Origin of the sequence: Pseudomonas beijingensis (genome assembly GCF_030687295.1) — a bacterium.
GTDB classification, from domain to species: Bacteria; Pseudomonadota; Gammaproteobacteria; order Pseudomonadales; family Pseudomonadaceae; genus Aquipseudomonas; species Aquipseudomonas beijingensis.
The window spans coordinates 4,471,241-4,485,409 of sequence record NZ_CP117425.1 but is presented as its reverse complement, the minus strand read 5'-3'; the positions used below and the strand labels follow the sequence as shown (position 1 = coordinate 4,485,409).

The 14,169-nt window shown below is 61.7% G+C and carries 10 protein-coding genes and 1 pseudogene; 8 read left to right on the top strand and 3 right to left on the bottom strand.

Annotated elements, in window-relative coordinates; genetic code table 11:
• Nucleotides 1-14: 14 nt before the first annotated feature.
• The 3 genes and pseudogenes from PSH84_RS20100 to PSH84_RS20090 all read left to right on the top strand — a co-directional run bounded on the left by PSH84_RS20100 (nucleotide 15) and on the right by PSH84_RS20090 (nucleotide 5,024).
• Nucleotides 15-1,376, top strand: a complete 1,362-nt coding sequence (locus tag PSH84_RS20100) for a DUF1329 domain-containing protein (RefSeq protein ID WP_122565520.1) — start codon at nucleotides 15-17, stop codon at nucleotides 1,374-1,376.
• A 69-nt stretch (nucleotides 1,377-1,445) separates the two neighbouring features.
• Nucleotides 1,446-2,549, top strand: coding sequence for a WD40/YVTN/BNR-like repeat-containing protein (locus PSH84_RS20095; RefSeq protein WP_122565519.1), 1,104 nt, complete (start codon nucleotides 1,446-1,448; stop codon nucleotides 2,547-2,549).
• Between the two features lie 52 nt (nucleotides 2,550-2,601).
• Nucleotides 2,602-5,024, top strand: a pseudogene (locus PSH84_RS20090) (efflux RND transporter permease subunit).
• 116 nt (nucleotides 5,025-5,140) lie between these two features.
• Here PSH84_RS20090 and mhpT read toward each other — a convergent pair.
• Nucleotides 5,141-6,364 carry a 3-(3-hydroxy-phenyl)propionate transporter MhpT gene (gene mhpT / locus PSH84_RS20085; protein WP_122565517.1) on the bottom strand — a complete coding sequence of 408 codons (1,224 nt, stop codon included), beginning with the start codon at nucleotides 6,362-6,364 and terminating at the stop codon, nucleotides 5,141-5,143.
• Between the two features lie 314 nt (nucleotides 6,365-6,678).
• On the opposite strand from mhpT, the gene PSH84_RS20080 reads away from it, so the two are divergent.
• Nucleotides 6,679-7,986 carry an OprD family porin gene (locus PSH84_RS20080; RefSeq protein ID WP_122565860.1) on the top strand — a complete coding sequence of 436 codons (1,308 nt, stop codon included), beginning with the start codon at nucleotides 6,679-6,681 and terminating at the stop codon, nucleotides 7,984-7,986.
• Between the two features lie 154 nt (nucleotides 7,987-8,140).
• Here PSH84_RS20080 and PSH84_RS20075 read toward each other — a convergent pair whose 3' ends face one another.
• A complete protein-coding gene (locus tag PSH84_RS20075) occupies nucleotides 8,141-8,626 on the bottom strand; it encodes a MarR family winged helix-turn-helix transcriptional regulator (protein WP_305481660.1) in 486 nt (161 codons plus the stop codon).
• Nucleotides 8,627-8,839: 213 nt separating this feature from the next.
• Here PSH84_RS20075 and PSH84_RS20070 point away from each other — a divergent pair, with 213 nt between their 5' ends.
• The 3 genes from PSH84_RS20070 (at nucleotide 8,840) to PSH84_RS20060 (ending at nucleotide 13,246) form a co-directional block, all read left to right on the top strand.
• Nucleotides 8,840-9,670 (top strand): p-hydroxycinnamoyl CoA hydratase/lyase, encoded by an 831-nt coding sequence (locus PSH84_RS20070; protein ID WP_003202420.1) that lies wholly within the window; start codon nucleotides 8,840-8,842, stop codon nucleotides 9,668-9,670.
• Between the two features lie 108 nt (nucleotides 9,671-9,778).
• Entirely contained in the window at nucleotides 9,779-11,227 is a 1,449-nt protein-coding gene (locus PSH84_RS20065) for an aldehyde dehydrogenase (RefSeq protein WP_305467161.1), read from the top strand.
• Between the two features lie 141 nt (nucleotides 11,228-11,368).
• Nucleotides 11,369-13,246, top strand: coding sequence for a feruloyl-CoA synthase (locus PSH84_RS20060; protein WP_305481658.1), 1,878 nt, complete (start codon nucleotides 11,369-11,371; stop codon nucleotides 13,244-13,246).
• Between the two features lie 185 nt (nucleotides 13,247-13,431).
• On the opposite strand, the gene PSH84_RS20055 is transcribed toward PSH84_RS20060, so the two are convergent.
• On the bottom strand, nucleotides 13,432-13,749 hold the full coding sequence (locus PSH84_RS20055; protein ID WP_122565514.1) for an ElaB/YgaM/YqjD family protein: 318 nt from the start codon (nucleotides 13,747-13,749) through the stop codon (nucleotides 13,432-13,434).
• A 162-nt stretch (nucleotides 13,750-13,911) separates the two neighbouring features.
• Here PSH84_RS20055 and PSH84_RS20050 point away from each other — a divergent pair, with 162 nt between their 5' ends.
• Nucleotides 13,912-14,166, top strand: a complete 255-nt coding sequence (locus tag PSH84_RS20050) for a hypothetical protein (protein ID WP_003181187.1) — start codon at nucleotides 13,912-13,914, stop codon at nucleotides 14,164-14,166.
• The last annotated feature ends 3 nt before the right edge of the window (nucleotides 14,167-14,169 follow it).

The following is a 14,169-nucleotide window of genomic DNA, read 5'->3' as shown; positions in this document are numbered from 1 at the left end:
AAGGTGGATTCGCCATGCAGAACACAGCTTTCCTGAACACCTGCGTCCTGACCCTGGCCCTGGCCGGCATGGGGCTGGCGCAGGCGGCCGTATCGCCTGAACAGGCCGCACGTTTGAAAACCGATCTGACCCCCCTGGGCGGCGAGCGTGCCGGTAATGCCGATGGCAGTATCCCGGCGTGGCAGGGCGGTTACACCCAGGTCACGCCCGGCTACAAACCGGGAGACAAGCGCCCCGATCCATTCGCCAGCGAGAAACCGCTGTATTCGATCAAAGCCGCGAACATGGAGCAGTACGCCAACGAACTGGCCGAAGGCACCAAGCTGCTGCTCAAGAAGTACCCGGACTATCGCCTGGACGTGTACCCGACCCATCGTTCGGCCGCGGCGCCGCAATGGGTGTATGACAACACCAGCAAGAATGCCACCCGCGCCACGCTGGACGTGGACAGCGAGAAGGTTTCCAACGCCTACGGCGGCATCCCGTTCCCGATCCCGGAAAACGGTGCGCAGGTGCTGTGGAATTATCGTTTGTCGTGGCAGGGCGGCGACACCATCAGCTCGCCTTTCGATACCTGGCTGATGACCGCCGGCGGCAAGAAAGTCCAGGCGACCCGGGCCCAATACACCTACCAGTTTCCCTACTACGTCGAAGGCGGCAGCCTGGAAAACTATTCGGGCAAGTACCTGCTGGGCAAGCTGTTCACAGAGTTGCCATCGTCCAAGGCCGGCGAAGGCCTGATGACTCATTGGGACCTGGACCCGGCCAATCGGGCGGCCTGGCAGTATCTGGTCGGCCAGCGCCGGGTTCGCCGGGCGCCGAACATTGCCTATGACACGCCGGACTTCGTGACCTCCGGGGTTGGCCTGTTCGACGAGGCGTTCATGCTGTTCGGGCCGACCGATCGCTATGACCTCAAGCTGGTGGGCAAGAAAGAGTTGATCGTCGGCTACAACAATAACCGCGCCGCGCTCGCCAAGAGCGACGACCTGGTCAAGGCGAACTTCCTCAATCCTGATCTGGTGCGTTGGGAGAAGCATCGGGTCTGGGTGGTCGAGGCCACGCTCAAATCCGGCAAGCGCCATGTCGTGCCGCGTCGGACCTACTACGTCGACGAAGACTCCTGGCAGATCCTGATGGCCGACGGTTATGACGCCCAGGGCAAACTCGGCCGGCAGATGTACTCGCTGACGCTGCTGGCACCTGATCTGCCGGCCCTTACCGCACAGGTCATGTGGGGCAGCTACAACCTCGACACCGGGGCCTACTTCCTCAACTCATCGAGCAACGACCTGGCGGTTCAGTACCAGAAGGTCGCGAAGCCTTCGGCGTCCTATTTCACCCCAGATGCCATGGCCAACGAAAACATGCGCTGAACCTGTGGTGGCCGTGGCGAGGAGGAGGTTCGCCACGGTCGCTTACGATTTTCCAGGCGGAATAACGATATGAACGTTGAAAAAATCTTTGCGCGCCGCGGTTCGCTATGGGGTGCTTGCGCCCTGGTGGGGTGCTTGTTGGCAAACGTGCCCTGGGGCGCACAGGCCACGACATTGGCGGTGTTGCAGCAACCGGCACTGCCGACGGCCAAGGCCCCGCGCGCGGTATTGCTTGGGCTGGCCCGGGCCGGCGAACGCCTGGTGGCGGTGGGGGAGCGTGGGATCGTGCTGCTCTCCGATGACGCTGGCGTGAGTTGGCGCCAGGCCAAGGTACCGGTCAGCGTCAGCCTGACGGCGGTGCAATTCGTCGATGCCGAGCAGGGCTGGGCGGTCGGTCACCTGGGCGTGGTGCTGCACACCCAGGACGGCGGGGAAACCTGGCAAAAGCAACTCGACGGTGAGCGCGCCATCGCCCTGGCGGTGCAGGTCGCTGAGCGCGATGCCAATCAACCCGGCGGTGCCAGCCACCTGGCACAGGCACGGCACATGCTCGATGACGGACCGGACAAACCGTTTCTCGACCTGTATTTCAGTGACCGCCTGCACGGCTACGTTGTGGGTGCCTACAACCAGATCTACCGTACCGATGACGGCGGGCGAAGCTGGCAACCGTGGATGCGGCATGTGGAAAATCCCCAGGGTTTGAACCTGTATGGCATTCGCGCCGTGGGCAAGGACCTGCTGCTGGTGGGGGAGCGCGGCCTGCTGTTGCGTTCGACCGATGCCGGGCAGTCATTCCAAGCCTTGAAGTCACCTTATGAGGGCAGCTTTTTCGGCCTGCTCGGCACCCGCGATGGGGCCTTGATCATCTATGGCTTGCGCGGAAACGCCTGGTGGTCCGATGACCGTGGCGGCAGTTGGCGACGCCTCGATACCGGTATCGAATCAACCCTGGCGAGCGCCCTCGAACTGCGCGACGGCGGCCTGTTGCTGGCCAGCCAGAGTGGCGAGCTTCTCTTCAGTCATGACCAGGGCCGCAGCTTTGACAAGCGTCAGAGCCGCAGCGGCGGGACCGTCGCTGCCATGCAACAGGCGGTCGACGGCAGCCTGGCCAGCGTCGGTTTGACCGGCGTGGCCGCTGACCAGGATCCGCGGGCCTCCGGTCAACCTTGAAACTTCACGGTGTAGCGCTATCGGGCCACGGCTCGTGCAACAGGAGTCAAACTTGAAAGACGAAAGAATCCAAACCGTGATCGGCCGCCAGGAAGACTTCGACCGGGCGTCGGGCAACTTCGCCGAGCGGGCGATCTTCAACCATCGCCCGCTGGTGATCCTGCTGTGCCTGCTGGTGACCTTGGTGCTGGGTTGGCAAGCCACGCGCATCGGCATCAATGCCAGCTATGAGAAGACCATTCCCACCGGGCATCCCTACGTCGCCAACTTCCTTGAGAACCGCAGTGAATTGAGCGGCCTGGGCAACTCGCTGCGCATTGCCGTGGAGGTCAAGCAGGGGAGCATTTTCACCAAGGACTACCTCGATACCCTGGCCAAGCTCAACGACGAGCTCTATCTGCTGCCGGGTGTCGACCGACCCTACATGAAATCGTTATGGACCCCGACCACGCGCTGGACCGCCGTGACCGAGGAAGGGCTCGACGGCGGCACGGTGATCCCTGACGACTACGACGGATCGGCCGCCAGCATCGAGCAGGTGCGGACCAATGTGGCCCGCTCCGGGGAAGTCGGTCAATTGGTCGCCGGCAACTTCAAGTCCAGCGTGATCTTCGTGCCGTTGCTGGAAATCAATCCGCAGACGGGCAAGGTGCTGGACTATGGCGAGTTTTCCCGGCAACTGGAGGCGTTGCGCGACAAGTACCAGACCGATGACCTGCGCATCCATATCACCGGCTTTACCAAGATCGTCGGCGACTTGATCGAGGGCATGACCCAGGTTCTGCTGTTCTTCGTGGTGGCCGTACTGGTGACGGTATTGGTGCTGTTTGGCTACACCCGTTGCGCGCGCAGCACCCTGGTGGTGGTGACCTGTTCTCTGGCGGCGGTGCTTTGGCAACTGGGGCTGCTGGCCTTGCTCGGTTATGAGCTGGACCCTTACTCGGCACTGGTGCCGTTCCTGGTGTTCGCCATTGGCATGAGCCATGGCGCGCAGAAGATGAATGGCATCATGCAGGACATCGGCCGTGGCACCCACCGGGTGGTCGCCGCGCGCTACACCTTCCGCCGACTGTTCGCTGCCGGCATCACCGCGTTGCTCTGTGACGCGGTCGGTTTTGCGGTGTTGCTGCTGATCAATATTCGGGTGATCCAGGACCTGGCGATCACCGCCAGCCTCGGCGTGGCGGTGCTGATCTTCACCAACCTGATCCTGCTGCCGATCCTGCTCAGCTATATCGGCGTCAGCCCGGCGGCGGCGCAACGCAGCCTCAGTGCGGAAACCACCGAGCAGCAGGCGCAGATCAAAGCATCCACTGTGGCGCGTGCTCGATCTTTTCACCCAACGCCGTTGGGCCATGGGTGCCATGTTGGCGGGCTTGCTGTTGGCCGCGTTTGGTTTTGCCGTGAGCCTGCACCTGAAAATCGGCGACCTGGACCCCGGCGCTCCAGAGTTGCGTGCCGACTCGCGCTACAACCGCGATGCGTTGTTCATGACCCAAAACTACGCGGCCAGCTCGGATATTTTCGTGGTCATGATCAAGACCCCAGAAGATCAATGCACCCGTTACGCCAGTCTGTCCGCGGTAGATGCGCTGGCTTGGCAACTGGAGCAATTGCCCGGCGTGGAATCGACCACCTCGATGGCGGCGCTGAGCAAGATTGCCACGGCCGGGTATAACGAAAGGCAACTTCAAATGGTATGAACTGATCCCCAATGACGGCGCGTTGGGTGCCGTGCAAACCCGTGCACCGCGAGAATTGTTCAACCAGGGTTGTTCGATGCTGTCGCTGTATGTCTACCTGGCCGATCACAAGGCTGACACGTTGAACCGGGTGGTGGAGGCCAGCGAGCAATTCATCGCCGGCCATCAGATGCCGGAGGTCAAGTTCATGCTGGCGGCCGGCAGCGCAGGGATCGAAGCCGCGACCAATATCGTCGTGAAGAAGTCCATGCGCGAGATGCTGTTCTGGGTCTACGGTGCGGTCAGCCTGCTGTGTTTGCTGACCTTCCGCAGCTGGCGGGCGACTCTGTGCGCGATGCTGCCGCTGATGCTTACCTCTATCCTGTGCGAGGCGCTGATGGTAGGGCTGGGCATGGGGGTGAAAGTCGCAACATTGCCGGTCATTGCATTGGGTGTGGGTATTGGCGTCGATTATGCGCTCTATGTGTTGAGTGTGATCCTGGCGCGGATGCGTGCCGGCGACACCTTGGCCCAGGCGTATTACCAGGCGCTGCTGTTCACCGGCAAGGTGGTGTTGCTGACGGGTATGACATTGGCGGTGGCGGTGTCGACCTGGGCGTTTTCGCCGATCAAGTTCCAGGCTGACATGGGGGTTTTGCTGGCCTTTATGTTTTTGGTGAATATGCTTGGGGCTTTGATTCTGCTGCCGGCCTTGGCTTGGTTGTTGCTGCCGCAGAGGGTGTTTTTAAAAAAGCCTGAGTTGAGTCGGCAGGGGCGGTGGGTTCGGGGGTGATGGCATTTTTTGTGGGGGGTGAATATCCGTTATTTAGGTAACGGCTGCTTAGGGTTCCGCCCTTACGGCGGAACCATAAGTCGCCGTGACCTAAACAACGGATATACGCACCAAAATCAGGAATTCCCCACAACCGACTTCGCCGCACCCAACCGCGGCCCGGCCGAATAACGAATCACACTAAGAACAGCCAACGTAGCAACCACCAACCCCGGGGAAGTCGCCAGCAATACAGCAGTGGTCCCACCCCCGGCCGCGAGGATCTGCCCGGCGGCCAAAGGCCCGGCCACCGACCCCAGGCGCCCGATGGCCACCGCTGCACCCACCCCCGTCGCACGCACGGCCGTCGGGTAGGAGGGCGGTGCCAACGCATAGAGCACCAACTGTGCAGCCATGACAAACAACCCGGCGGCAAACCCGGCAATGGCCATGGGCACGATACCAACGGACAACCCGACCCCGGCCAGGGCACTCAGCAGACCGGCATAGACGAACAGCACCACCTTGATGCCATTGCAACGGTCCAGCAACAGCCCCCCCAGCAACGAGCCAAGGGCGCCACCGATGTTGAACAGCATCTGCACCAGACCAGCCTGGGGTTTGCTGAAGCCCTGTTCCAGCAGCAATGACGGCAGCCAGTTGAGCAACATGTACATCACCGTCAGGGTGAAGAAATAACTCAGCCAGAGCGCCACCGTGGTACGGCCGCGACCTTCACCAAACAACGCCTGGGCGGTGGAGCCCCGCGAGGAGCCGCCATCCCGGGCCTGGCGAAAGGCACTGGATTCGGGAAGCCACAGAAGCATCAGCGGGACTACCAGCAAAGGCGCCAACCCACCGATGAAAAACGTCATCTGCCAATGCTCGCCAAACAGCATCGCGACCACGGCGGCCAACGCACCGCCCAACGGCACCCCCGCATACATCACGCTGATGGCCGTGCCCCGGCGCTGTTCGCCCACGGCTTCGGCACACAGGGCAATGAGGTTGGGCAGGGCGGCGCCCAGGCCCAGGCCGGTCATGAAGCGCACCAGCAACAGGCTGGAGAAGTGTTCGACATAAGCGGTACTGAGGGAAAATACGCCGAACAGCAAGACAGCCGCGATGAGGATTTTCTTGCGACCGATGCGATCGGCGATCCAGCCACCAAAAAACGCCCCCGGTAGCAACCCGATGATGCCGGCGCTGAACACCCAACCCATCATTTTCGGGTCAAGGGCAAACGTCTGCCGTAGCCCTGCGGCAGCGGTACCGGCTGACTGCAGGTCGAAACCCTCGATCAACGCAACGATGAAACACAAGGCAATGGTCAGCGTCGCACGACGCGCCGGACGGTCCATGGCAAATCCTCTTATTGTTTTTGTGAGGGACACCGGCTCGGAGGAAACCGGGCGGGGTACTTTTAAGATTAACAAAGCTAACTAAAAAATGAAGGGTGCCAGGAGGACGTCAATATGCGGCCAGTTCATGATGAAAATCAGGTGCTTGGCAACAATCCATGGATTAATTAGTAAATTAGTTAATTATATTAATGTTCGATTATCGGACGTTCGTGATTGACGAAGCGCCCGTGCCGTTTCCATTCTTTGTCCGCACGGCCCTCCATCGCCAAGGCAGGGTCGATCAAAACAACAACAATAAATGGACACCGAACATGCCAAACCTTGCTCGGGACACGCTGACGGCGCGCCCTGTTTCATCTCTCGTCCCTCTGCTGGCCTGTCTCGGGCTGAGCCTCGGTTCCCCCGTATTGTGGGCGGAAGGCTTCATCGACGGCAGCCACGGTACCCTGACCCTGCGCAACTACTACATGGATCGCGACTACAAGGACAACGGCGCCAAAACCGCAGCCCGGGAATGGGCTCAGGGTGTGTTCATGAATATGGAGTCGGGGTTCACCCCGGGCACGGTCGGGTTCGGCCTGGATGTCAGGGGATTGCTGGGCATCAAGCTGGATTCGTCGCCGGATCGCAGCGGCACCGAACTGTTGCCGGTCTCCAGTAGCGACAAGCGTGCGGCGGATGAGTATTCGCGCCTGGGCGTGACCGGCAAGCTGCGTTTCGCTCAAACCACGGTGAAGACCGGCGATGTGTCGATCTTCCTGCCGTTTGCCTTTGCCAGTCCGTCGAGGTTACTGCCGCAGACCTTTCGCGGGACGACGCTCAGTTCCAAGGATTTCGACGGTTTGACGTTGAACACCGGTTATATCGATCGCATCGCCCGGCGCGATTCCACCGATTACCAGCCGATGAGCATCGCCTCGCCCAACCGCCGATTCAACGGCGCGGCGACTTCTTCTCATATGGCGTATGTAGGCGGCGACTATCAGGTCAACAAAGACCTCAGTCTGCGGGCCTACCACGCTGAAGTGGCGGACCTGTACCAGCAGAACACCCTGGCATTGCTGCATAACCTGCCCCTGGGCGACGGCGTCCTGACCACCGACCTGCGCAGTTTTTTCAGTGACGAAGACGGCGCGGCCAAGGCCGGAAAGGTGGATAACCGCAATGTTTCGGCGCTGGTCGGCTATCGCCTGGGCGGGCATCGCGTGAGCCTGGGCTACATGCACGCCAGTGGCGATACGGCCACGCCGTATGTGTCCGGCACCGAGTTGATGGGCTTGAGTGAAATGACCATGAGCTCGGACTTTCTCAACGCCAAGGAGCGCACCTGGCAGGCGATCCATGACTACGACTTCGCCGCCGTGGGCGTGCCGGGCCTGAGGACTCGCCTGCGTTATGTGCGTGGCGATCACATCGAGCTGGCGGCCCTGAATGCCGAGGATCGCAAGGAGCGTGAGTTCCAGATGGAGCTGGGGTACGTGATCCAGAGCGGCCCATTGAAGAACGTCGGGCTGCTGGCGCGCAAGTCGATCTATCGCAACGACTTTCCGGGCACGGCGGCGTTTCGCGATGAGAACCAGACCCGATTCCTGGTGACGTACAGCGTGCCGATCTGGTGACTTTCGAGTGGCCTGGCTAGCTTTTGTGGGAGCAAGGCTTGCCCGCGATGAACGCACTGCGTTTTTTCAGAAATCGAGGTGCCTTCGTCGCGAGCAAGCTTTGCTCTCACATAGCGGGAGCAAGCTCCCTCGCCACAGGGGGAGCGGTGTTCTGTTACTGGTAAACCTTCTTCAACAACCGCAACAACTCCTCACGCTCAGCCCCTGAGAGGGCCACGGTGGAGTCAAGGTCGCTCTGCGCGGCGATTTGCTTGAGTTCCTTGAGCAGGGTTTCGCCGGTCTTGCTCAGGAAAATCCCATAGGAGCGCTTGTCCGGCTTGCAGCGCACGCGCACGGCCAGTGCACGGCTTTCCAGTTTGTTCAGCAGCGGCACCACTTGCGGCGGTTCGATCGCCAGGGCCTTGGCCAGGTCGGCCTGCATCAGCCCGGGGTTCTGGTCGATGATCGCCAGGGCCGAGAACTGGGCGGGGCGCAGGTCGTGGACGGCGAGCCGGCCGATCAGGTTCTGGAACAGTTTCAACTGGGCGCGGCGCAGGGCATAGCCGATCAGGTCGTCCAGCGCGGAGTCCAGCGGTGCCTGCGCGTCGGTACCGGCGACCAGGGGCTCGGCGGGTTCGGCAAGCTTGGAAGACTTGGCCATCGAAGTGAGCTTCCTCAAGATAAGTGATTAACAAGGCTATCCAGTTTGCCGGGGTTGCGGCGCCGTGGCTACGGGCTTGTGCATATTCGAATTTTTTAACCTTCGACCCAGCCCCGGAAAAATACAGATAAACAGATTAATAGTTAATTGACATAACTAAATTTCCGGTTTAATTTTTGATCATCTTCAGCCAAGAACAAGAGAGCACGCATCATGAGCAATTACGAAGGTCGCTGGAAAACGGTCAAGGTCGATATCGAGGAGGGCATCGCCTGGGTCACCCTCAATCGCCCGGAAAAACGCAACGCCATGAGCCCGACCCTCAATCGCGAGATGATCGACGTGCTCGAGACCCTGGAGCAGGATCCAGCCGCAGGCGTATTGGTGCTGACCGGGGCCGGCGATGCCTGGACCGCTGGCATGGACCTCAAGGAATATTTCCGCGAAGTGGATGCCGGGCCGGAAATCCTCCAGGAAAAAATCCGTCGCGAAGCGTCGCAGTGGCAGTGGAAATTGCTGCGCATGTACGCCAAGCCGACCATCGCCATGGTCAACGGCTGGTGCTTCGGTGGCGGTTTCAGTCCGCTGGTGGCATGTGACCTGGCGATCTGCGCCGACGAAGCGACCTTCGGTCTCTCGGAAATCAACTGGGGCATCCCGCCGGGCAACCTCGTCAGCAAGGCCATGGCCGATACCGTGGGCCATCGCCAATCGCTGTACTACATCATGACCGGCAAGACCTTCGGCGGGCAGAAAGCCGCTGAAATGGGCCTGGTCAATGAGAGCGTGCCTTTGGCGCAGCTGCGTGAAGTCACCGTGGAACTGGCGCGCAACCTGTTGGAAAAGAACCCGGTGGTGCTGCGGGCGGCCAAGCATGGCTTCAAACGCTGCCGCGAACTGACCTGGGAGCAGAACGAGGATTACCTGTACGCCAAGCTCGACCAGTCGCGCCTGCTCGACACCGAAGGTGGCCGCGAGCAGGGCATGAAGCAGTTCCTGGACGACAAGAGCATCAAGCCGGGCTTGCAGACCTATAAGCGCTGAATCGACCGGCGAATGGCGGGCCGCATCCCGCTGTTCGCTGCCTCGCCCTGGCGCTACTGTTACACCACTGCGATGTATTCCCGATAAAGACAAAAAAGAGGAATCACCATGCTGGACGTGCCCCTGTTGATTGGCGGCCAGTCGTGCCCGGCCCGCGACGGCCGGACCTTCGAACGCTGCAACCCGGTGACGGGTGAGGTGGTGTCTCGCGTGGCCGCCGCCACCCTGGAAGACGCCGATGCCGCCGTGGCCGCCGCCCAAGCGGCGTTTCCCGCCTGGGCCGCGCTGGCGCCCAACGAGCGCCGCACGCGTCTGTTGCGTGCGGCCGAACAGTTGCAGGCCCGTAGCAGTGAATTCGTCGCTGCTGCCGGCGAGACCGGTGCCATGGCCAACTGGTACGGCTTCAACGTGCACCTGGCGGCGAACATGCTCCGCGAAGCGGCGTCGATGACGACCCAGATCAACGGTGAAATCATTCCTTCGGACGTGCCTGGCAGTTTTGCCATGGCCCTGCGTCAGCCCTGTGGCGTGGTGCTGGGCATCGCGCCATGGAACGCCCCGGTGATTCTCGCCACCCGTGCCATCGCCATGCCCCTGGCCTGCGGTAATACCGTGGTGCTCAAGGCTTCCGAGATAAGCCCGGCCGTGCACCGGCTGATCGGCCAGGTGTTGCAGGACGCCGGGCTGGGTGACGGCGTGGTCAACGTGATCTGTAACGCACCGGCGGATGCGCCGGCCATTGTCGAACGGTTGATCGCCAACCCGGCGGTGCGCCGGGTCAACTTCACCGGTTCGACCCACGTTGGGCGCATCGTCGGCGAACTGTCGGCGCGCCATCTCAAACCGGCTTTGCTGGAACTGGGTGGCAAGGCGCCGCTGCTGGTGCTGGACGACGCCGACCTGGATGCAGCCGTGCAAGCGGCCGCCTTCGGGGCCTACTTCAACCAGGGCCAGATTTGCATGTCCACCGAGCGCCTGATCGTCGACGCCCGGGTGGCGGATGAGTTCATCGCCCGGCTGAGCGCCAAGATCGCCACCTTGCGTGCCGGTGATCCGGCGGCAGGTGATTCGGTGTTGGGCTCGTTGGTCGATGCCAGTGCCGGCCAGCGCATCAAAGGGCTGATCGACGATGCCTTGGCCAAAGGCGCAACGCTGGTCACCGGTGGCCAGTTGGAAGGCAGCATCCTGCAGCCGACTTTGCTCGACGGCGTCACTGCGCAAATGCGCCTGTACCGCGAAGAATCCTTCGGGCCGGTGGCGGTGCTGTTGCGCGGTGACGGCGATGAAGAACTGCTGCGCCTGGCCAACGATTCCGAGTTCGGCTTGTCGGCCGCCATCTTCAGCCGCGACACGAGTCGTGCGCTGGCTTTGGCCCAGCGGGTCGAGTCGGGCATTTGCCACATCAACGGGCCGACCGTGCACGACGAGGCGCAGATGCCCTTCGGCGGGGTCAAGTCCAGCGGTTACGGCAGCTTTGGCGGCAAGGCGTCCATCGAACATTTCACCCAGTTGCGTTGGGTGACCCTGCAGAACGGTCCGCGGCATTACCCGATCTGAAACCCGTTGCATCACGGGCGGTCGAGCCTTGAAAGCCGTCGCCCGGATGCAGGCCAGAATAACAATGACAAGGCCGCAGCCCAGCGCTGCCACGCTCCGCTCGCATCGCGACCCGAGTGTGCCTTGGTGGAGGAAATGTACGTGAGTTCCGAGTCCAGATCGTCCTCCCGACCCGAGGCCGGGCGGTATCGCCAGGTGTCGATTGGTCACCCTGCCGTCGAAGTCCGGGAAGAGCACGGCATCTTGCACATGCGCTCCCTGGAACCCCTGGCTCCGTTGCCGGCGCGTTTGCTAGAGCGCCTGGTGCACTGGGCCGAGGTGCGCCCACAGCAGACGTTTATCGCGGCCCGTGAAGCGGGCGGTGACTGGCGCCGGGTCAGTTATGCGCAGATGCTCGACAGTGTCCGCGCCATAGCCCAAAGTTTGCTCAGTTACGGTTTATCGGCGGAAAAACCCCTGGCGTTGCTCTCCGGCAACGACATCGAACACCTGCAAATGGCCCTCGGCGCGATGTACGCCGGCATTCCCTATTGCCCGGTGTCGCCGGCTTATTCATTGCTGTCCCAGGATTTCGCCAAGCTGCGCCACGTCTGCGATCTGTTGCAGCCGGGGTTGGTGTTTGTCAGCGAAGCCGCACCGTTCGAGCGGGCGATCAATGCCGTATTGCCGGCGGACGTTCCCTTGATCACCGTGCGTGGAGAGATGCCGGGCCGGTCGAGGACAAGCTTCGCCAGCCTGCTGGCCCAACCCGGCGGCGCGGAGGCCGAGCAGGCGTTCGCCGCCACCGGCCCGGACAGTATCGCCAAGTTCCTGTTTACCTCCGGCTCCACCAAGTTGCCCAAGGCCGTGATCACCACCCAGCGTATGTTGTGCGCCAATCAGCAGATGCTGCTGCAGACCTTTCCAGTGTTCGGTGAGGTGCCGCCGGTGCTGGTGGACTGGCTGCCGTGGAACCACACGTTCGGCGGCAGCCACAACCTCGGCATCGTGCTGTACAACGGCGGCACGTTCTACCTGGACGACGGCAAACCCACCGCCCAGGGCTTCGCCGAGACCCTGCGCAACCTCAAGGAAATATCGCCCACCGCCTACCTGACCGTGCCCAAGGGCTGGGAGGAACTGGTCAGCGCCCTGGAGCAGGACGGTGAATTGCGCGAGCGTTTCTTCAAGCGCATCAGCCTGTTCTTCTTCGCCGCGGCGGGTCTGTCGCAAACTACCTGGGACCGGCTCGACAAGGTCGCCGAGCAGCATTGTGGCGAACGTATCCGCATGATGGCGGGCCTGGGCATGACCGAGGCGTCGCCGTCCTGCACCTTCACCACCGGCCCCTTGTCCATGGCCGGCTACATCGGCCTTCCGGCCCCCGGGTGCGAGGTCCGCCTAGTGCCGGTGGACGGCAAGTTCGAAGGGCGTTTTCGTGGGCCGCACATCATGCCTGGCTACTGGCGTTCGGCGCAGCAGACGGCCGAAGTGTTCGATGAGGACGGTTTCTATTGTTCAGGGGATGCGATCAAGCTGGCCGATGCCAGCAATCCGCAACTGGGGCTGATGTTCGATGGGCGAATTGCCGAGGATTTCAAATTGTCTTCCGGTGTCTTCGTCAGCGTCGGGCCGTTGCGCAACCGGGCGGTGCTGGAAGGCACGCCCTATGTTCAGGACCTGGTGATCACCGCACCGGATCGCGAATGCCTGGGCGCGCTGGTGTTTCCACGGCTTGCTGAATGCCGACGCCTGTCTGGCCTGGGTGCGGAGGCCAGCGACACCCAGGTCCTCGCCAGTCCGCCGGTACGCCAATGGTTCGCCGACTGGCTGCAACGCCTGAACCGCGAAGCCAGCGGCAACGCCAGTCGCGTGGAGTGGATTGCCTTGCTCGATGAACCGGCGTCCATCGACCGTGGTGAAATCACCGATAAGGGGTCGATCAACCAGCGAGCGGTGTTGCAGTGGCGGGCGGGGAAGGTCGAGGCGCTGTACCGCGGGGAGGATGCTTCGATCCTGCGGGCGGGGCCTGTGGCTTAAGGCAAGACCTTGTGCGGGTTCACACAGTACCTGTGTCACTCACAAATCCCTGTGGGAGCGAGCTTGCTCGCGATAGCGGTGGTCCAGCAGCATTGATGTTGCCTGACATACCGCCATCGCGAGCAAGCTCGCTCCCACAGTTTTAACCACTCATAAAATCGCAGTGAGGGTTCTGGGGCAGTTGTTTAACGCCGTCCCAGCAGCAACCCCACCACCAGCCCGAACCCAGCGGAAATCGCCACGGTCTGCCAGGGATGGCCACCAATATAGACTTCAGTGGCATCGACCATGGGACGAGTGCGCTCCCGTGCGCTAGTGACCGAGTCGCGCGCCTGTTGCAGTTTCTGGGATATCTGGCCTCGCAGGTTCTCGGCCTCTTCGCCCACCAGCGAGGCACTGCTCTTGAGCAGCTTTTCCGATTCTTCAATCAGCGCCGTCAATTCGCTGAAGGCTTGATCCTTGATTTGCTCTCCGTTCGCTTGCACGGTGCCTTTACGGGCCATGGAAGTACTCCTTGTGTGAATGATGGCATTGAACAATGGAGTGCTGCGGCTCTAAAAAAGTTGCAGCGCTGGGCGCTGGCAGGGCAGTCCATCGCAAATCGTGGTTAAGACGTTTCCCAGCAAGGTGTAAGATGGCGCCTATTTACGCAACAGGTAATTCCCATGAGCTTCAATCTGGCTGACAAGCCCCTGGCCGAGCGCGCCGCGCTGGAAGACGAAAAATCCCGACTCTTTGAACTGTGGCAAAACAACCTGGGCAAGGCCAAGGGCGATGCCGCCCGCCTGTTCGGCGAGCGCTCCAAACGCAAGGGCAAGTGGGCCGAGTGGGTGCGTGCCGAACTGGACGGTATGTCGCCGCCGGAATACGCCAACATGGTGCGCAGTGAAGTCAATCGCCTGATGGCCGCCAACAAGTAAACC

Bases quoted from the DNA above. Each gene is read 5' to 3' on its own strand.
- PSH84_RS20100 (WP_122565520.1), top strand. From the start codon at position 15: ATGCAGAACACAGCTTTCCTGAACACCTGCGTCCTGACCCTGGCCCTG.
- PSH84_RS20095 (WP_122565519.1), top strand. From the start codon at position 1,446: ATGAACGTTGAAAAAATCTTTGCGCGCCGCGGTTCGCTATGGGGTGCT.
- mhpT (WP_122565517.1), bottom strand. From the start codon at position 6,364: ATGGACCGTCCGGCGCGTCGTGCGACGCTGACCATTGCCTTGTGTTTC.
- PSH84_RS20080 (WP_122565860.1), top strand. From the start codon at position 6,679: ATGCCAAACCTTGCTCGGGACACGCTGACGGCGCGCCCTGTTTCATCT.
- PSH84_RS20075 (WP_305481660.1), bottom strand. From the start codon at position 8,626: ATGGCCAAGTCTTCCAAGCTTGCCGAACCCGCCGAGCCCCTGGTCGCC.
- PSH84_RS20070 (WP_003202420.1), top strand. From the start codon at position 8,840: ATGAGCAATTACGAAGGTCGCTGGAAAACGGTCAAGGTCGATATCGAG.
- PSH84_RS20065 (WP_305467161.1), top strand. From the start codon at position 9,779: ATGCTGGACGTGCCCCTGTTGATTGGCGGCCAGTCGTGCCCGGCCCGC.
- PSH84_RS20055 (WP_122565514.1), bottom strand. From the start codon at position 13,749: ATGGCCCGTAAAGGCACCGTGCAAGCGAACGGAGAGCAAATCAAGGAT.
- PSH84_RS20050 (WP_003181187.1), top strand. From the start codon at position 13,912: ATGAGCTTCAATCTGGCTGACAAGCCCCTGGCCGAGCGCGCCGCGCTG.